15 protein-coding genes are annotated in these 18,107 nt (G+C 72.7%); 12 read left to right on the top strand and 3 right to left on the bottom strand.

The window, feature by feature from the left end; translation table 11 throughout:
• Positions 1–15: 15 nt before the first annotated feature.
• The 4 genes from ispG to K4B79_RS38310 all read left to right on the top strand — a co-directional run bounded on the left by ispG (position 16) and on the right by K4B79_RS38310 (position 4,807).
• Positions 16–1,173 carry a flavodoxin-dependent (E)-4-hydroxy-3-methylbut-2-enyl-diphosphate synthase gene (ispG, locus tag K4B79_RS38330; protein WP_232032038.1) on the top strand — a complete coding sequence of 386 codons (1,158 nt, stop codon included), beginning with the start codon at positions 16–18 and terminating at the stop codon, positions 1,171–1,173.
• A 394-nt stretch (positions 1,174–1,567) separates the two neighbouring features.
• Positions 1,568–2,416: a GNAT family N-acetyltransferase gene (locus K4B79_RS38325; protein WP_232032037.1), complete on the top strand. Its 849-nt coding sequence runs from the start codon at positions 1,568–1,570 to the stop codon at positions 2,414–2,416.
• A gap of 87 nt (positions 2,417–2,503) precedes the next feature.
• Entirely contained in the window at positions 2,504–3,034 is a 531-nt protein-coding gene (locus K4B79_RS48415) for a GNAT family N-acetyltransferase (RefSeq protein WP_374208569.1), read from the top strand.
• Positions 3,035–3,103: 69 nt separating this feature from the next.
• On the top strand, positions 3,104–4,807 hold the full coding sequence (locus tag K4B79_RS38310) for a proline--tRNA ligase (RefSeq protein WP_232032036.1): 1,704 nt from the start codon (positions 3,104–3,106) through the stop codon (positions 4,805–4,807).
• A gap of 112 nt (positions 4,808–4,919) precedes the next feature.
• Here K4B79_RS38310 and K4B79_RS38305 read toward each other — a convergent pair whose 3' ends face one another.
• From K4B79_RS38305 to K4B79_RS38295, 3 genes are read right to left on the bottom strand one after another with little or no spacing between them, the layout of a single operon-like run.
• Positions 4,920–5,810, bottom strand: a complete 891-nt coding sequence (locus K4B79_RS38305) for an aminoglycoside phosphotransferase family protein (protein ID WP_232032035.1) — start codon at positions 5,808–5,810, stop codon at positions 4,920–4,922.
• 26 nt (positions 5,811–5,836) lie between these two features.
• The gene (locus tag K4B79_RS38300) at positions 5,837–6,316 is read right to left on the bottom strand and encodes a ferritin-like domain-containing protein (RefSeq protein WP_374208568.1); all 480 of its coding nucleotides are present in this window, start codon (positions 6,314–6,316) and stop codon (positions 5,837–5,839) included.
• The gene (locus tag K4B79_RS38295) at positions 6,313–6,858 is read right to left on the bottom strand and encodes a hypothetical protein (RefSeq protein ID WP_232032034.1); all 546 of its coding nucleotides are present in this window, start codon (positions 6,856–6,858) and stop codon (positions 6,313–6,315) included. The genes K4B79_RS38300 and K4B79_RS38295 overlap by 4 nt, the downstream gene beginning before the upstream one ends.
• Before the next feature lie 211 nt (positions 6,859–7,069).
• On the opposite strand from K4B79_RS38295, the gene rimP reads away from it, so the two are divergent.
• From rimP to K4B79_RS38255, 8 genes are all read left to right on the top strand, one after another.
• Complete coding sequence (gene rimP / locus K4B79_RS38290) at positions 7,070–7,579, top strand: ribosome maturation factor RimP (RefSeq protein WP_232032033.1); 510 nt, start codon at positions 7,070–7,072, stop codon at positions 7,577–7,579.
• A gap of 2 nt (positions 7,580–7,581) precedes the next feature.
• Entirely contained in the window at positions 7,582–8,568 is a 987-nt protein-coding gene (gene nusA / locus K4B79_RS38285) for a transcription termination factor NusA (RefSeq protein ID WP_232032032.1), read from the top strand.
• Between the two features lie 113 nt (positions 8,569–8,681).
• Entirely contained in the window at positions 8,682–8,960 is a 279-nt protein-coding gene (locus K4B79_RS38280; RefSeq protein WP_079164846.1) for a YlxR family protein, read from the top strand.
• A 147-nt stretch (positions 8,961–9,107) separates the two neighbouring features.
• Positions 9,108–12,239: a translation initiation factor IF-2 gene (infB, locus tag K4B79_RS48410; protein WP_232032031.1), complete on the top strand. Its 3,132-nt coding sequence runs from the start codon at positions 9,108–9,110 to the stop codon at positions 12,237–12,239.
• Positions 12,240–12,388: 149 nt separating this feature from the next.
• The gene (locus K4B79_RS38270; protein ID WP_232032030.1) at positions 12,389–12,682 is read left to right on the top strand and encodes a DUF503 domain-containing protein; all 294 of its coding nucleotides are present in this window, start codon (positions 12,389–12,391) and stop codon (positions 12,680–12,682) included.
• Positions 12,683–12,715: 33 nt separating this feature from the next.
• Positions 12,716–13,162 (top strand): 30S ribosome-binding factor RbfA, encoded by a 447-nt coding sequence (gene rbfA, locus K4B79_RS38265; protein ID WP_232032029.1) that lies wholly within the window; start codon positions 12,716–12,718, stop codon positions 13,160–13,162.
• Positions 13,159–14,064, top strand: coding sequence for a tRNA pseudouridine(55) synthase TruB (gene truB, locus K4B79_RS38260; protein ID WP_232032028.1), 906 nt, complete (start codon positions 13,159–13,161; stop codon positions 14,062–14,064). The genes rbfA and truB overlap by 4 nt, the downstream gene beginning before the upstream one ends.
• A gap of 297 nt (positions 14,065–14,361) precedes the next feature.
• Entirely contained in the window at positions 14,362–18,093 is a 3,732-nt protein-coding gene (locus K4B79_RS38255) for a trypsin-like peptidase domain-containing protein (RefSeq protein WP_374208567.1), read from the top strand.
• Positions 18,094–18,107 lie beyond the last annotated feature (14 nt).

The raw sequence follows: 18,107 nt of genomic DNA, 5'->3' as shown, positions 1-18,107 counted from the left end.
GGGGTTGCACAGCAGATGACTGCGATTTCTCTCGGCATGCCGTCCGTTCCGACCAGGCTCGCCGAGCGCCGGAAGAGCCGGCAGATCCAGGTCGGCTCGGTCGCGGTGGGCGGTGACGCCCCGGTGTCGGTCCAGTCGATGACGACGACCCGTACGTCGGACATCGGTGCGACCCTCCAGCAGATCGCCGAGCTGACCGCCTCCGGTTGCCAGATCGTGCGCGTGGCGTGCCCCACGCAGGACGACGCGGACGCGCTGTCGACGATCGCCCGCAAGTCGCAGATCCCGGTGATCGCGGACATTCACTTCCAGCCGAAGTACGTCTTCGCGGCCATCGAGGCGGGCTGTGCGGCCGTCCGGGTCAACCCCGGCAACATCAAGCAGTTCGACGACAAGGTCAAGGAGATCGCGCGGGCCGCCAAGGACCACGGCACCCCGATCCGCATCGGCGTGAACGCGGGCTCGTTGGACCGCCGCCTCCTGCAGAAGTACGGCAAGGCGACCCCCGAGGCGCTGGCGGAGTCCGCCCTGTGGGAGGCGTCCCTCTTCGAGGAGCACGACTTCCGGGACATCAAGATCTCCGTCAAGCACAACGACCCGGTCGTGATGGTCGAGGCGTACCGCCAGCTCGCCGCCCAGTGCGACTACCCGCTCCACCTCGGCGTCACCGAGGCGGGCCCGGCCTTCCAGGGCACGATCAAGTCGGCGGTCGCCTTCGGCGCCCTGCTCTCCCAGGGCATCGGCGACACCATCCGGGTCTCCCTCTCCGCGCCCCCCGTGGAGGAGGTCAAGGTCGGCAACCAGATCCTTGAGTCCCTCAACCTCAGGCAGCGCGGCCTGGAGATCGTCTCCTGCCCCTCCTGCGGCCGCGCCCAGGTCGACGTCTACAAGCTGGCGGAGGAAGTCACCGCGGGCCTGACCGGCATGGAGGTCCCCCTCCGCGTCGCCGTCATGGGCTGCGTCGTCAACGGTCCCGGCGAGGCCCGCGAGGCCGACCTCGGCGTCGCCTCCGGCAACGGCAAGGGTCAGATCTTCGTCAAGGGCGAGGTCATCAAGACCGTCCCCGAGTCCAAGATCGTCGAGACCCTCATCGAAGAGGCCATGAAGCTCGCCGAGCAGATGGAGGCGGAGGGGGTCGCGTCGGGCGAGCCCTCCGTGGCCGTCGCGGGCTGAGGTCCGGCTTTTTCGCCCCCGCCGCCCCTACCCGTCCCATCCCCAGGGGCTCCGCCCCTTCGACCCCGGCGGGGCAGGGGGTGCCGGGGGAGGTCGTAGGCCGGCTGCGGGTGGGTGGGGGCTGGTCGCGCAGTTCCCCCGCGCCCCTAGGTCTTTCAGCCCGTCCGGCGTTCGAGTGCCTCACCCCCGGCCCAGGCACTCCCAGCCCGTCCGGCGTTTGAGGACGAGGCCCCTTCAGGGCCGACAGCGGGGGTCTGGGGGCGCAGCCCTCAGGGACGGTCACCCCAACCCACGGCCACCGCAAATCAAGCAGCACCGAAACACAGGGCAGCACGGCCCAGCTTCCGCAGGTACAGTGCGGAGATCAGCAGACCCCAGTTGTGAGGCCCCGCCCGTGTTGACCCAGACCACCTCCCGGGTCCTCGAACCGAGCGACCTGGACGCCGCGCTCGCCGTCCTGGACCGCGAGCCGGTCGCGAACGCCTTCGTGACGTCGAGGGTCCAGGTCGCCGGTCTCGACCCCTGGCGGCTCGGCGGCGAGATGTGGGGCTGGTACGAGGACGGCATGCTGACGTCCCTGTGCTACGCCGGCGCCAACCTGGTCCCGATCTGCGCCACCCCCCGCGCCGTCCGCGCCTTCGCCGACCGCGCCCGCCGGGCCGGCCGCCGCTGTTCCTCGATCGTCGGCCCCGCCGAACCCGCCGCCCAGCTCTGGCGCCTGCTGGAACCGAGCTGGGGCCCGGCCCGCGAGGTCCGCGCCCACCAGCCCCTCATGGTCACCGACCGGCTGCCCACCGACATCGCCCCGGATCCCTACGTCCGCCGCATCCGCAAGGACGAGATGGAAACGATCATGCCGGCGTGCGTGGCGATGTTCACCGAGGAGGTCGGCGTCTCCCCGATGGCCGGCGACGGCGGCCTGCTCTACCAGGCCCGCGTCGCCGAACTCGTCGGTTCCGGCCGCTCCTTCGCCCGCCTCGACGAACACGGCAAGGTCGCCTTCAAGGCCGAGATCGGCGCCGCCACCGACCGCGCCTGCCAGATCCAGGGCGTCTGGGTCGCCCCCGAGTACCGGGGCAGGGGCCTGGCCGCCCCCGGCATGGCCGCCGTCCTGCGGTACGCCCTGGCCGACGTGGCCCCGGTGGCCAGCCTCTACGTCAACGACTTCAACACGGCGGCGCGAAGGACGTACCGCCGAGTCGGCTTCCAGGAGATCGGCGCCTTCATGAGCGTCCTGTTCTGAGCCCGCCCGAGGGCGGCCTCGCCACGTGGCCGCGACCGGCCCGCCCGCACCGGGCAGCACCCGCACACCCCCCTGTACGCTCCCCGCATGGACCTCGTCATCGGCCCCCTCGACCTGTCGGCCCACGTGGACGAGGCCCTGGCCGTCCAAGCCGTCGCCTTCGGACTGGGCCCCGACGAGGTCGCCGTACGCCGCCAGATCGTCCTGCGCCACATGACCCAGCCCGGCGCCAGAGCCCTCGGCGCGAGCGTCGGAGGCGGCCTCGTCGGTTTCGTCTACGGCATGCCCAACGACCGCGCCCACTGGTGGTCCACCGTCGTGGAGCCGTATCTCAGGGCCCGCCACTGCGACGACTGGCTGGACGACTCCTTCGTGATCACCGAGCTGCACGTCCACCCCCGCCACCAGAACCGCGGCATCGGCCGCTCCCTGATCACCAGGATCACCGACTCCGTCGCCGAACCCCGCTCGATCCTCTCCGCGATCGACACCGACAGCCCGGCCCGCGGCCTCTACCACTCCCTCGGCTACGTGGACCTGGCCCGCCAGGTCCTCTTCCCCAGCGCCCCCAAGCCGTACGCGGTGATGGGCGCCCCCTTGCCGCTGCGCCGCCGTTAACCGATTTCCGCCGTCCCGTACCCCCCGGCTAACCTCCTGCCATCACCTAGAAGCAGCAGGAGCAGAACCATGGCGAACACCCCGGTCCAGCGCATGTCCCAGTTGATGGCGAAGACGCTGCGCGACGACCCGGCGGACGCCGAGGTCCTCAGCCACAAGCTGCTCGTCCGCGCCGGCTACGTCCGCCGTACCGCGGCCGGCCTGTGGAGCTGGCTGCCGCTCGGCAAGAAGGTCCTCGCCAACGTGGAGCGGATCGTGCGCGAGGAGATGGACGCGATCGGCGCCCAGGAGGTGCTGCTCCCCGCGCTGCTGCCCCGTGAGCCCTACGAGGCGACCGGCCGCTGGCAGGAGTACGGCCCCGAGCTGTTCCGCCTCCAGGACCGCAAGGGCGGCGACTACCTGCTCGGCCCCACCCACGAGGAGATCTTCACCCTGCTGGTGAAGGACCAGGCGTCCTCCTACAAGGACCTGCCGGTCATCCTCTACCAGATCCAGAACAAGTACCGGGACGAGGCCCGCCCCCGCGCCGGCGTCCTGCGCGGCCGTGAGTTCCTGATGAAGGACTCGTACTCCTTCGACACCGAGGACGAGGGCCTGGCCCAGTCGTACGCCCTGCACCGCGAGGCCTACCGGAAGATCTTCGCGCGCCTGGGCCTGGACTACCGCATCTGCGCCGCCACGGCGGGCGCCATGGGCGGCTCCAAGTCGGAGGAGTTCCTCGCCCCGGCCGGCGCCGGCGAGGACACCTTCGCGGACTGCCCGAACTGCGACTTCGCGGCCAACACCGAGGCGATCACGTACGCGCTGAAGCCGGTCGACGCGGCGGACGTCCCCGCCGCCGAGGACATCCCGACGCCCGACACCCCCACCATCGAGACCCTCGCCGCCTCCCTCGGCGTCCCCGCCTCCGCCACCCTGAAGAACCTCCTGGTGAAGGTCGACGGCGAGATCGTCGCCGTGGGCGTGCCCGGCGACCGCGAGGTCGACATGGACAAGGTCGAGGCCCACTTCGCCCCGGCCACCGTCGAGATGGTCACCGAGGCCGACTTCGCGGGCCGCCCCGACCTGGTCCGCGGCTACGTCGGCCCGCAGGGCCTGGGGGAGAAGGTGCAGTACATCGCCGACCCGCGCGTGGCCCCCGGCACCGCCTGGATCACCGGCGCCAACAAGGAGCACACGCACGCCAAGAACGTCGTCGCGGGCCGTGACTTCGAGGTCGACGCGTACGTCGACGTCGTGGTCGTCCAGGAGGGCGACCCCTGCCCGGCGTGCGGCACCGGCCTCAAGCTGGACCGCGCCATCGAGATCGGCCACATCTTCCAGCTCGGCCGCAAGTACACCGACGCCCTCAAGCTCGACGTCCTCGGCCAGAACGGCAAGCCGGTCCGCGTGACCATGGGCTCCTACGGCATCGGCGTCTCCCGCGCGGTCGCCGCCCTCGCCGAGCAGTCCGCCGACGACAAGGGCCTGTGCTGGCCCAAGGAGGTCGCCCCGGCCGACGTGCACGTGGTCGCCGCCGGCAAGGCCCTCCAGACCGAGCTGGCCCTCGACGTCTCCGAGAAGCTGCGCGCCGCCGGCCTCCGCGTCCTGGTCGACGACCGCGCCGGCGTCTCCCCGGGCGTCAAGTTCACCGACTCCGAACTCATCGGCGTCCCCCAGATCCTGGTCGCCGGCCGCCGAGCCGCCGAGGGCGTCCTGGAACTGAAGGACCGCCGCACCGGCGAGCGAGAAGAACTCACGGTGGACGAGGCGATCGCCCGCCTCACCGCGTAAAGCAGCATCAGGGCAAGGGGGCCTGGTCTCAACACCGGGTAGGACAACCCACCTCAGGGGCGCGGGGAACTGCGCGACCAGCCCCCACCGGCCCGCAGACGACACACCACCTTCATAGCCACCCCGCAAACTCCAACAGCAACTCCCCATCCCTCGGCCGCCCCACCCGGAGGGCCCGCACCCCCGACTCCACGGCCCGGAACAACGTCCACCCCCGCAACCGCTCCTGATCCACGTCCAACGACTCGGCCAGCCGCTTCACCCGCCGCCGAGTCGTCGCCGCCCCCGACGGCGAGGCGATCAGATCCTCCACCCGATCCCGCACCAGCCGCGCCAGATCGAACGCGCACTCCCCGACCACCGGATCCGGCCCCACGGCCAGCCACGGCATCCGCTCCCCGGCCAGCACCTTGCTCTGCCGGAACGTCCCGTGCAGCAACCGCCGTTCGGGCGGCGCGGCCAACAGCTCCTCCCGCGCGGCCAGAGCCGCGTCCACCAGCCCCGCCGCCCCCGCGGCAGCGCCCCGCATCGCCGTGGCCTGCCGCCCGGTCCGCTCGGCCACCGTCTCGAAGACGTGGTCGCCGGGCGGCTCCACCCACAGCCGCCGCAAGGTCCCCGCAGCCTCCAGCAAGGCCTTCGCCTCCGGCAGCGACCGCACGGAGACATCCGGATGCAGCCGCTCCAGGAACAGCACACCCTCGGTCACCGCGGGCTCCAGCAGCTCCACGGCACCCAGCCCGCCCCAGTGCGCGAGCGCCGCCCGCTCGCTCTCCGGCCGGGCCCGCGGCGGCGCCAGCTTCAGCACCGCGGGCGTCCCGTCCGGCCGGCGTACCAGTACCACCAGGCTGCTGCGCCCGCCGGGCACCTGCACCCGCTCCACGGTCAACTCGCGCAGGGCCACGGCCCGCTCGGCGGTCCCGGGCAGCCTTTCCAACCAGCCGTCACCGTCCGGTGCGCTCTCCCTGAGCGCCCTGACCAGCCGCCGCGGCGGTTCGAAAGCCATGCGCGAGTCGTTTCCTTCCGTACGGGTCACTCCGTGGGCGTCGCCGACGCCGAGGCCCCGCCGGCCAGCTCGGCGAGCCCAGGGAAGGCTACGCTCTCGCCGCTCCAGCGCACCGCCCGCACCGCCGCCTCCCGCAGCGCCTCGGCCGCCGTGCCGCGCCGCCCGCCGGTGGCCGCCCGCACCAGATCGGAGTACACCCCGGCCACCCGGTCCTCCAACTCGGCGGCGAGCCGCACCGCGGCGGCCGAGTCCGGCACCGGGAAGGGCAGCGCGTACGCCGCGTCGGCGGCCACGGGCCGGCCGCCCAGGTCCCGCACCTCACGCACCAGAGCGTCCCGCCGGGCCCGGTGGGCGTCGTAGGCCGCGCGTGCCTCCGTACGACGGCCCTCGCGGATCCGGCCGCCGACGACGCCGTAGCCGTAGACGGCGGCGTGCTCGGCGGCCAGCGCCTTCTGCAGGGCTTTCAGTTCCTCGCTCACCTCGCTCACCTCGCTCACCTCGCTCACCCGGTCCCCTCGGTCAGCAGATACGCGTGCGCCGCACCGGCCGCCGCCACCGAGGCCAGCAGCCGCGCCAACTCGCCCTCCACGCCCAGCAGCGCCTTCGCCCGCCGGTCCGCGAGGGCCCGCTCGGCGGCGGCCAGGTCGGCCAGGGCTTCCTTCTCGGTCCCGGGAACCGCAGGGGACCCGGAGGCCGAGGGGGAAGGGGCGAGGGACGCGGAGGGGGCGGTGGAGGCCGGGGCGGACGGCTTCCCGACACCGCCGAACGCCTCGGTGTGCCGTACGACCTCCGCCCGCAGCGGCCCCAGCCGCGCCGCCAGCACCGGATACGCGCCGAGGACGGCGTCGTACCGCTCGGCCAGACCCTGGCTGTCCCGGGCCGCCCGCACCCGTGTCTGCTCGGTGACCGACGGACTGCCGCCGGTGCCCTTCTCGGAGTCCGCGGACCCGGAGGAGCAGCCCACCAGAAGGGCGCCCCCGGCGACCGAGGCGAGCAGGGTTCTTCGGCGCGGCCCCGAGAGGGTGCGCGGCGGTGGGGGGTACGGCACGGCAGACGTCCTCGGGAGATTCGTACGAACGGACAGCGCAGGTGATCACGGTACCCGCGCACCCGTTCGCCCTCGCGGCAACCCACCCGGAGGGCGGGCGGAACCGAGCTCCCGGGCGTCACCTGGACGGCAACACCCCCTGGGACCGGATACCCTTTGACCAGACACGCGACCTTCCCACAACAGCACACGCGGCCGAGGAGTCACCCGGATGAGCACCACCCAGAGCGAGAGGCTTCGAGAACTTCTGGAACCGCTCGTCAGCTCCCAGGGCCTGGATCTCGAAGAGATCGCGGTGGACTCGGTCGGACGCAAGCGTGTGCTGCGCGTCGTCGTCGACTCCGACACCGGTGCGGACCTGGACCGGATCGCCGATGTGAGCCGCGCGCTCTCGGCGAAGCTCGACGAGACGGACGCGATGGGCCAGGGGGAGTACACCCTGGAGGTCGGCACCCCGGGCGCGGAGCGCCTCCTCAAGGAGCACCGGCACTACGCACGAGCCGTGGACCGGCTGGTGAAGTTCCAGCTGCACGAGGGCGAGGAACTGACCGCCCGGATCCTTGACGTCGACGACGACGGCCTCGACGTCGAGGTGCCCGGAGTCAAGGGCCGCAAGCCCACCGCACGCAGACTCGCCTTCGCGGACATCGACAAGGCGCGGGTCCAGGTCGAGTTCAACCGCAAGGACAAGAAGGACATGAAGGAAGAGGAGGAGGCGTAGCCGTGGACATCGACATGAGTGCCCTGCGGGGCTTGGTACGGGAGAAGGAGATCTCCTTCCCCCTGCTGGTCGAGGCGATCGAGTCGGCCCTCCTCATCGCCTATCACCGCACCGAGGGAAGCCGCCGCCACGCGCGCGTGGAGCTCAACCGGGAGACCGGCCACGTGACGGTGTGGGCGAAGGAGGACCCCGACGACCTCGAAGAGGGTCAGGAGGCCCGCGAGTTCGACGACACCCCGTCCGGTTTCGGCCGGATCGCCGCCACCACCGCCAAGCAGGTCATCCTCCAGCGGCTGCGCGACGCCGAGGACGACGCCACGCTCGGCGAGTACGCGGGCCGCGAGGGCGACATCGTCACCGGTGTGGTCCAGCAGGGCCGCGACCCGAAGAACGTGCTCGTGGACATCGGCAAGCTGGAGGCCATCCTGCCGGTGCAGGAGCAGGTGCCTGGCGAGACCTACCAGCACGGGATGCGCCTGCGCTCGTACGTCGTGCGCGTGGCGAAGGGCGTCCGCGGTCCCTCGGTCACGCTGTCCCGCACGCATCCCAATCTGGTGAAGAAGCTGTTCGCGCTGGAGGTGCCGGAGATCGCCGACGGATCCGTCGAGATCGCCGCCATCGCCCGTGAGGCCGGTCACCGTACGAAGATCGCCGTCCGGTCCACCCGCTCCGGTCTGAACGCCAAGGGCGCCTGCATCGGCCCCATGGGCGGCCGGGTGCGCAGTGTCATGGGCGAGCTGAACGGTGAGAAGATCGACATCGTCGACTGGTCGGACGACCCGGCCGAGATGGTGGCGAACGCGCTCTCGCCCGCCCGCGTCTCCAAGGTGGAGGTCGTGGACATGGCGGCCCGGTCCGCCCGGGTCACCGTCCCCGACTACCAGCTGTCCCTGGCGATCGGCAAGGAAGGGCAGAACGCCCGTCTCGCGGCCCGTCTCACGGGCTGGCGGATCGACATCCGGCCGGACACCGAACAGCCGGCCGAGTAGCGGGCGCGGCGGCGAGGGAATAGATCCAGACCGCGCGCCGCTTAGATCACGACAACAGCCGTTCGATTTTTGCCCCAAAGGGGTGAGGTCGGTACGGGGAGGTAGACTTAAGAGTGTCTGGCCGGACGCACGCCCGAGCATGCCCTGAGCGCACCTGTGTGGGGTGCCGGGAGCGAGCGGCCAAGAAGGACTTGCTGCGGATCGTGGCCGTCGAGGGTGAATGCGTCCCCGATGATCGCGGTACGCTGCCCGGCCGGGGTGCTTACGTGCACCCCGCCCTGGTCTGTTTCGACCTGGCGGTACGCCGTCGGGCGTTCCCACGGGCGTTGCGCGCCCCGGGAGCGCTGGACACAAAGGCGTTGCGTCTCTACGTCGAGCAGGCAACACCGTAAGAAGCGTCGTGCGGAACCCCCGTGCGGCCCAGGTACCCCGCGAGTTGGAAGTAGGTCGAGATTGCGATGAGCACTCGATGAGCACGCGATGAGTACGCCCATGAAGTAGCGACGGTCCGGACGCAACCCGGACCTAAAAGGAGCGAAGTGGCTAAGGTCCGGGTATACGAACTCGCCAAGGAGTTCGGGGTGGAGAGCAAGGTCGTCATGGCCAAGCTCCAAGAACTCGGTGAATTCGTCCGTTCGGCGTCCTCGACGATCGAGGCGCCCGTTGTACGCAAGTTGACTGACGCCCTCCAGCAGGGCAACGGAGGCGGCAAGCCCGCTTCCGCCCGCAAGGCTGCCCCGGCCAGGCCGGCAGCCCCCTCTCCGGCGCAGGCGGCCCGTCCGGCCGCGCCGCGCCCGCCGGCGCCCAAGCCGGCCGCGGCCGAGAAGCCCGCGGCGCCCGCCGCCCCGGCCGCTCCCGGCCCGCGTCCCACTCCGGGCCCGAAGCCCGCGCCGCGGCCCGCCCCGGCGTCCCCGGCTCCGACCACGCCCGAGTTCACGGCACCGCCGTCGGCTCCCGCCGCCCCGGCCCAGGGTTCCGCCCCGGCCCAGGGCTCCGGCCCGCGTCCGGGCGCTCCGCGTCCGGCCGGTCAGTCGCCGCGTCCGGGCGCCCCGCGCCCGAGCGGTCCCGGTCAGGGTGGTCAGGGCCGCGGTGAGCGTGGCGACCGTTCCGGCGCTCCGCGCCAGGGCGGCCAGTCCGCGCGTCCCGGTGGTCGTCCGGCCGGTCCCCGTCCGGGCAACAACCCGTTCACCTCTGGTGGCTCCACCGGCATGGCGCGCCCGCAGGCGCCCCGTCCGGGCGGCGCCCCGCGTCCCGGCGGCCCGGGTGGCCCCGGTGCTCCCGGCGGCGCCCCGCGTCCGCAGGGGCAGGGCCAGGGCGGTCCCCGTCCCCAGGGTGCGGCGGGCGGTCCCCGACCGCAGGCTCCGGGCGGCGCGCGTCCCAGCCCCGGCGGCATGCCCCGTCCGCAGGGCGGTCCCCGTCCCGGCGGCGGCCCCGGCGGTGCGCGTCCCAACCCCGGCATGATGCCGCAGCGTCCGGCTGCCGGCCCGCGTCCCGGTGGTGGCCCCGGCGGTGGCCGTGGTCCCGGTGGCGGCGGTCGTCCCGGTGGCGGCGGCGGCCGTCCGGGTGGCGGCGGCTTCGCCGGTCGTCCGGCCGGTCCCGGTGGCGGCGGCGGTTTCGCCGGTCGTCCGGGTGGTCCTGGTGGCGGTGGCGGCGGTTTCGCCGGTCGTCCCGGTGGTCCCGGTGGCGGTGGCGGCGGTCGTCCCGGCTTCGGCGGTCGTCCCGGTGGTCCGGGCGGTCGTGGTGGCACACAGGGCGCCTTCGGTCGCCCCGGCGGTCCCGCGCGTCGCGGTCGCAAGTCGAAGCGGCAGAGGCGCCAGGAGTACGAGGCCATGCAGGCCCCGTCGGTCGGCGGCGTGATGTTGCCTCGCGGCAACGGCGAAGCCATTCGCCTGTCGCGCGGTGCCTCCCTCACCGACTTCGCGGAGAAGATCAACGCCAACCCGGCGTCGCTCGTCGCGGTCATGATGAACCTCGGCGAGATGGTCACGGCCACGCAGTCCGTCTCCGACGAGACGCTCCAGCTCCTCGCCGACGAGATGAACTACACGGTTCAGATCGTCAGCCCGGAGGAGGAGGACCGCGAGCTGCTCGAGTCCTTCGACATCGAGTTCGGCGAGGACGAGGGCGACGAGGAGGACCTGGTGGTCCGCCCGCCGGTCGTCACCGTCATGGGTCACGTCGACCACGGAAAGACCCGACTGCTCGACGCCATCCGCAAGACGAACGTCATCGCGGGCGAGGCCGGCGGCATCACCCAGCACATCGGTGCCTACCAGGTCGCGACCGAGGTCAACGAAGAAGAGCGCAAGATCACCTTCATCGACACCCCGGGTCACGAGGCGTTCACCGCCATGCGTGCCCGTGGTGCGCGGTCGACGGACATCGCGATCCTGGTCGTCGCGGCCAACGACGGCGTCATGCCGCAGACGGTCGAGGCGCTCAACCACGCCAAGGCCGCCGAGGTCCCGATCGTCGTCGCGGTCAACAAGATCGACGTCGAGGGTGCCGACCCGACCAAGGTGCGCGGTCAGCTGACCGAGTACGGCCTGGTGGCCGAGGAGTACGGCGGCGACACCATGTTCGTCGACATCTCCGCCAAGCAGGGTCTGCACATCGACTCCCTGCTGGAAGCGGTCATCCTGACCGCCGACGCCTCGCTCGACCTGCGGGCCAACCCGAACCAGGACGCGCAGGGCATCTCGATCGAGTCCCGTCTCGACCGCGGCCGCGGTGCCGTCTCGACGGTCCTCGTCCAGCGAGGCACGCTGCGGGTCGGCGACACCATGGTCGTGGGCGACGCCTACGGCCGCGTGCGCGCCATGCTCGACGACAACGGCAACAACGTCGCCGAGGCGGGCCCGTCGACGCCGGTCCAGGTCCTGGGCCTGACCAACGTCCCGGGCGCGGGCGACAACTTCCTGGTGGTCGACGAGGACCGTACGGCCCGTCAGATCGCCGAGAAGCGCGCGGCGCGCGAGCGCAACGCGGCCTTCGCCAAGCGCACGCGCCGTGTCTCCCTGGAGGACCTGGACAAGGTGCTCAAGGCCGGCGAGGTCCAGCAGCTCAACCTCATCATCAAGGGTGACGCTTCTGGTTCCGTCGAGGCTCTCGAGTCCTCCCTGCTCCAGCTGGACGTCGGCGAAGAGGTCGACATCCGCGTCCTGCACCGCGGTGTCGGTGCGGTCACGGAGTCGGACATCGACCTGGCGATGGGCTCGGACGCCATCGTGATCGGCTTCAACGTCCGTGCGGCCGGTCGTGCCGCGCAGATGGCCGAGCGCGAGGGCGTGGACGTCCGCTACTACTCGGTCATCTACCAGGCGATCGAGGAGATCGAGGCGGCCCTCAAGGGCATGCTCAAGCCGGAGTTCGAGGAGGTCGAGCTCGGTACGGCGGAGATCCGCGAGGTCTTCAAGTCGTCCAAGCTGGGCAACATCGCGGGTGTTCTCATCCGCTCCGGCGAGGTCAAGCGCAACACCAAGGCGCGCCTCGTCCGCGACGGCAAGGTCATCGCGGAGAACCTCAACATCGAGGGTCTGCGTCGCTTCAAGGACGACGTCACCGAGATCCGCGAAGGCTTCGAGGGCGGTATCAACCTCGGAAACTTCAACGACATCAAGGTCGACGACGTCATCGCGACGTACGAGATGCGCGAGAAGCCGCGCGTCTGACCGTCACAGCACGCGATCGGGGCCGGTCGGCGGGGAAGTTCCCTCGGGGAATTTCCGTCGATCGGCCCCGGCCGTTGCGTGTACGGTTCCCGTATCGGCGTCGAAGCGTGGCGCCCGTACCCCGAACCGGCGGGACATCCGGACAACACATGTATGTGGGGACTCTGTCCTTCGACCTGCTCCTCGGCGACGTCCACTCGCTGAAGGAGAAACGCTCTCTCGTCCGTCCGATCGTGGCCGAGCTCCAGCGCAAGTACCCGGTGAGCGTGGCGGAGACGGGCAATCAGAACCTCCACCGCAGGGCGGAGATCGGGCTCGCGGTGGTCTCCGGGGACACGGGACACCTCACCGACGTACTCGACCGCTGCGAGCGGATGGTCGCCGGTCGGCCCGAGGTGGAACTGCTCTCGGTTCGACGCAGACTCCACAGCGACGAAGACTGAAGCAAGAGATAAGCACTTTAAGGAGACGGACCAGTGGCCGACAACGCGCGCGCCAAGAGGCTGGCGGACCTCATCCGAGAGGTGGTGGCCCAGAAGCTGCTGCGCGGGATCAAGGACCCGCGGCTCGGCTCACACGTCACCATCACGGACACCCGGGTCACGGGTGACCTGCGGGAGGCGACCGTCTTCTACACGGTGTACGGGGGCGACGAGGAGCGGGCGGCCGCGGCCGCCGGACTGGAGAGCGCCAAGGGCGTGCTCCGCTCCGCGGTCGGGGCGGCGGCGGGTGTGAAGTTCACCCCGACGCTGACCTTCGTGGCCGACGCGCTGCCCGACACCGCCAAGACCATCGACGACCTCCTCGACAAGGCCCGCCAGTCCGACGAGAAGGTACGCGAGGTCTCGGCGGGCGCCACCTACGCCGGTGGGGCCGACCCGTACAAGAAGCCGGGCGAGGACGAGGACGACACCGCCGAATGACCCAGAAGAACCGGACGCCCGACGGCCTTGTCATCGTCGACAAGCCGTCGGGCTTCACTTCGCACGACGTCGTGGCCAAGATGCGGGGGATCGCCAGGACCCGCCGGGTCGGTCACGCGGGCACCCTCGACCCCATGGCCACGGGCGTCCTCGTCCTCGGCGTGGAGCGGGCCACCAAGCTGCTCGGGCACCTCGCGCTGACCGAGAAGGAGTACCTGGGCACGATCCGCCTGGGCCAGACCACCCTGACCGACGACGCCGAGGGCGAGATCACGGGGTCGGCCGACGCCTCGAAGGTCACCCGCGACGCCGTCGACGCCGGCATCGCCCCGCTGACCGGCCGCATCATGCAGGTGCCGTCCAAAGTCAGCGCCATCAAGATCAACGGCGTCCGCTCCTACAAGCGGGCCCGGGACGGCGAGGAGTTCGACATCCCCGCCCGGCCCGTCACCGTCTCCTCCTTCGAGGTGTACGACATCCGGGACGCCGTCGCCGACGACGGCACCCCGGTCCTGGACCTGGTGGTGTCGGTGGTCTGCTCCTCCGGCACCTACATCCGGGCGCTCGCCCGTGACCTGGGCGCCGCCCTCGGTGTCGGCGGCCACCTCACGGCGCTGCGTAGGACCCGGGTCGGCCCGTACAAGCTGGACTCGGCCCGCACGCTCGACCAGCTCCAGCAGGAGCTGACCGTCATGCCGATCGCCGAGGCCGCCACCGCCGCGTTCCCCCGCTGGGACGTCGACGTCCGGCGCGCCAAGCTGCTCACCAACGGGGTCCGGCTCGACATGCCCGAGGAGTACGCCGGCAAGGGCGCCGTCGCGGTGTTCGACCCCGAGGGGGTCTTCCTGGCCCTCGTCGAGGAAGAGAAGGGCAAGGCGAAGAGCCTCGCCGTCTTCGGCTGAGGCTCTCGGTCTTCGGCTCGGTTCTCCGCCGTCCGTCCGCCCGTGGAGCGGCGATCACGGGGTCGTCGTCCCGCCGCTCCACGGTCCCCCTCGGTTCCCCCACCCCTAGGGTGTATCCAGCGGCCCCCGTCCATTCACCCGACCGGGCAGGCGCTCGGAGTGAACCGGGGGAGCGGAGGGGGGCGCGTTCGCCGCACGATCTGTCCCGCTGATCATCCCGCGCCTACCGTCGAATACAGGCACGCGCACACAGCAGTACGGGACTCGGGCGCGTGCGGACGGCGGGGAGGTTCGACCATGGCGGGACGGGGCCCGCGGCCCGACGACACCCGCGACGACCCACGGCCGTCCCGGGGGACGGAAGGGTACCGCCCTGTGCGGGACCGAGGGGAATCCGGGGCGCAGGCGGGGGCCGGTGCGGGGCAGTCGCCGTGCTCCGGGGCAAGGCCGGTCCGGGCGGCAGGAGCCGAGCCGACGTCGGGACCGGGGGCCGGATGGGACGAGGCCCTCGTCCGGATCCGGGACCTCGCCGGTCGGCCCCGGGGCGTCGGATTCGTCGCCGATCACCACGGCACGGTCGTCACCAGCCACGAGAGCGTCGACGGACTGTCCCGGCTCGTGCTGTATGGCGCCGGCGACCGCAGCAGTGTCGTGACCGCCGACGCGGTGACCCCGCTGCCCGACCTGGACCTGGCCCTCGTCCACACCGAAGGCCTGGGCCTGGACCCGCTCCCGGTGACCGTGCGGGACCGGATCGAGACCGGCACGTATGTGCGGATCCCGGCCGGCTGCTGGCGCGAGGCCCGGGTACTGGGCGCGACCGGAGTGACGTACACGGCCACGGACCGCTTCCATCTCCTGGACGACGTACTGGAGTTGGCGATCGGCACCGCCGGCCGCGACGCGCTGCGCCTCGGTGGCGGGGCCGCGGGAGGGCCGGTGCTCGACACCGCCACCGGTGCCGTGATCGGCGTCCTCGGCACGGCACTCCAGAGCGGCCACCGCGACGTCGGCTTCGCCGTGCCCCTGCGCTCCGCCGCACCTGCCGTCCTGGCCGAGCTGCTCCTCCGGAACGCGGCGACGGTCCCCGCGTACGGCGCCGACCTCAACCTCGCGGGCGCGCTGGAGCTGACGGCGACCTCCGTGGGGCAGGACGGGCCGCCGGGGGCGTTGGCGGGGCATGTGGGGCGGGGGGATGCCGGGGCCGGGGTATCGGGGGTGGAGTGGTCCCGTCCGGAGGCGTCCGGCGAGCAGTCGTCGGGACTCGGTTGGTCCGGGGGCGTGGTGCCGGTTGAACGGGGCGCTCTCGTCGGGGAGTTCGAGGTGTTTCTGCGGGGGCAGGCCGCCGTGCTCGGGCTGGTCGGGGTGCCCGGTACCGGTCGGACGACGGAGCTCGCCGCGCTGGCCGCCCGGCGTCATCGGAGCGCGGAACCGGCGCCCACGCTGTGGCTGCGGGGTGCCGACCTCAAGGACGACGACGGCTCGGTGGCGGACGCGGCCGGCCGGGCGCTGGCACGGGCGGCCAGGATCGTCGCGGCCTCGCGGTCGGTCGACACCGCGGGCCTCGGCGACATCACGCCGGACCGCCTGGCCCACCTCGCCCGCACCGCCGGCCGCCCTCTCCTGCTCCTCCTCGACGGCCCCGAGGAAATGCCCCCCGTCCTCGCCCACCGCCTCCCGGCCTGGACCGACGGCACGGCGAAGTGGCTGCGGGAGACGGGGGCACGGCTGGTGATCGCCTGCCGACCGGAGTACTGGGAAGAGGCGGGGGCGGCCTTTGCCCGGGAGCTGCTGCACACCCCGCTGTCAGCCCGTTCGGGCGCGGAGTCCTCGGGAACGGGAGGGGCAGGGACGGCGGGGGCGAAAGAAGTCGTCGCGCACCCTCCCTGCGTGCGCCTCGGCGACCTGAGTGACGCGGAGGCCGCCGAGGCCCGCGCCCGTCACCGGATCCCCGAGGGTGCCCTGACGGACGCCCGCCATCCCCTCACGCTCCGCCTCTACGCCGAGATCCAGGCAGCTCTGCAGAACAACGACCCGCCTGCCGCCCCCGTCGACCGCGACGCCGTCTTCTCCGCCCACCTCGACCTCATGTGCCTGCGCGTCGCCGTCCGCCTCGCCGCCGAGAACGGCCTGCGCGGCACCGCCGTACGCCGGCTCGCCGCCAAGGTGTCCGGACAGGTCCACGAGGCCGCCCGTCGCAGCCTCGGCCCCGGACAGGGCGAGCTGGACCGGCAGTCCTTCGAGGCGGTGTTCCCGTGGGGCCAGGCCCCCGCGCGCCTCGGCGGCGGCACCGGCTGGGCCTCGGCCGTCCTCACCGAGGGCCTCCTCGTCCCCGCGGGCAACGGCTACCGCTTCGCCCACGAGGAACTCGCCGACTGGATCCAGGGCATGCACCTGGACCTGGACGAGGCGCTGCGCGCCCTGGTCCACCGCCGCCGCACCCACCTGCAGCAGGACCGTCCGCTGCCCGTCCCGCACCACCGCATCGGTCCCGTCGTCCAGGCCCTGCTGCTCCTGGCCCGCCAGCAGGGCACGCCCCAACTCGCCCTGCGCCTGGAGGAGTTGGTGTACGCGCTGGACGCCGACCCGGACTCATGGTGGGCCGCCCGACTCCTCGCCGAGGCGCTGCGGCGCGTCCCGGACGCGACGCCGTACACCGCCGTACTCCAGCTGATCGTCGAGCGGGTCGTGGCCCGCCGGCAGTGCGGACGAGCGGTACCGCCCGAGTTCGGGCCGGAGCTGTGGACAGCGCTGGCGCTCCCGTACGACACCCGCTTCGACCTGCTCCGCCGGCTCGTCCTGGCCGACGGCCCGCCGCACGAGGACGGCCCGCGGTTCCTGGACGCCGTCGCCGCGCTGCTGACCGCGGACGCCACCGCCGTACAACCACAGCTGACCCGCTGGTTCGGCGACGAGCGGCCGCTGCCGGCGACCCCGGACGCGACCGTGGCGACGGCCGCGCAGGCACTGCTGCACACGCACCGCCACCGGGCGCTGGACGACCTCACCGAGGTGCTGGTGGACTGCGCGCACGCCAGGGCCGACGAGCTGCTCGCGGTCCTCGCGGAGGACGAGCCGTCGGCGCTCTGCCGGGCCGTCGACCGCTGGGCGCACGACGAGCGGCCCGCGCGGCGGGTCGCGGCGGTGGCGTACGGACTGCGCGCCGCCCCGCACGTACGCACCGAGGCCGACCGCGAACTGCTGCGCTACGCCGCCCTCGCCCTGCTCGCCCGCCCCGCCGACTGCACCCTGCACGGCGGCGCGCTGGCCCTCCTGGTCCGGGACCCGGCCACCCGCGCCCGCCATCTCCCGCAGGCCCTCGGGCACTTCGTGGCCGGCGACCCGCAGCTCCCGGCGAGCGCGCTGGTCCCCGCCCTGGCCACCCACCCGGACCAGGTCCTCGACGCCTTCCGCGCCCGGTTGCGCCGCCCGGACGCCGGGGAGGCGCTGCGCACCCTCGCCGACGTCACCACGCCCACCCCGGCCCGCCGGGTCGCCGACCTGGTCCGGGAGGCGGTGGAGCGGCGCCCGGAGAGCGCCGTGCACGTGGCCGCGTACGTCGACCGGCGCCTGGACCACGGTCCGACGGCCCGCGCGGTGCTCCTGCCGCTGGTCACCGGTCTGCTGCGTGGCGGGCCCGAGCAGGTGCGGGCCGCCCTCGCGACCGTTCTGACCGCCCCCGGCACGCCCGCCTCCCGCCCGCTGCGCCAGGAACTCCTGGAGATCCTCCTGAGCCACGAACAGGCCCCGTCCGTCCTGGTCGCCGTCCTGCACGCGGCGGCCGCGCGCCACGACGACCCGGATCGCGCCCGCGGCCTGGTCCACCGCACCGGCTTCCTCCTCGTCCGTACGCCCGAGGGCGCCGCCCTCTACGACCGCCACCTCGTCGACCTGGGACGACACGTCCCCGGCTTCGCCGCCCGGGTGGCCGGCTGGCTGGCCGGGACCCCGCAGGAGTGGGCGGCCGTGGTGGGCCCCAGCGCCCGCCGGATGATCGAGAACCTCGCGGGCGTCCGCGTCCCGGCGTGACGGGATCGTGACGG

Source organism: Streptomyces lincolnensis (assembly GCF_021173675.1).
In the GTDB taxonomy this organism is placed as follows: Bacteria; Actinomycetota; Actinomycetes; order Streptomycetales; family Streptomycetaceae; genus Streptomyces; species Streptomyces lincolnensis_B.
This window is presented reverse-complemented; position numbering and strand designations above follow the sequence as displayed.

Bases quoted from the DNA above. Each gene is read 5' to 3' on its own strand.
- K4B79_RS38270 (WP_232032030.1), top strand. From the start codon at position 12,389: ATGTATGTGGGGACTCTGTCCTTCGACCTGCTCCTCGGCGACGTCCAC.
- rimP (WP_232032033.1), top strand. From the start codon at position 7,070: ATGAGCACCACCCAGAGCGAGAGGCTTCGAGAACTTCTGGAACCGCTC.
- K4B79_RS38305 (WP_232032035.1), bottom strand. From the start codon at position 5,810: ATGGCTTTCGAACCGCCGCGGCGGCTGGTCAGGGCGCTCAGGGAGAGC.
- truB (WP_232032028.1), top strand. From the start codon at position 13,159: ATGACCCAGAAGAACCGGACGCCCGACGGCCTTGTCATCGTCGACAAG.
- K4B79_RS38255 (WP_374208567.1), top strand. From the start codon at position 14,362: ATGGCGGGACGGGGCCCGCGGCCCGACGACACCCGCGACGACCCACGG.
- K4B79_RS38310 (WP_232032036.1), top strand. From the start codon at position 3,104: ATGGCGAACACCCCGGTCCAGCGCATGTCCCAGTTGATGGCGAAGACG.
- K4B79_RS48415 (WP_374208569.1), top strand. From the start codon at position 2,504: ATGGACCTCGTCATCGGCCCCCTCGACCTGTCGGCCCACGTGGACGAG.
- ispG (WP_232032038.1), top strand. From the start codon at position 16: ATGACTGCGATTTCTCTCGGCATGCCGTCCGTTCCGACCAGGCTCGCC.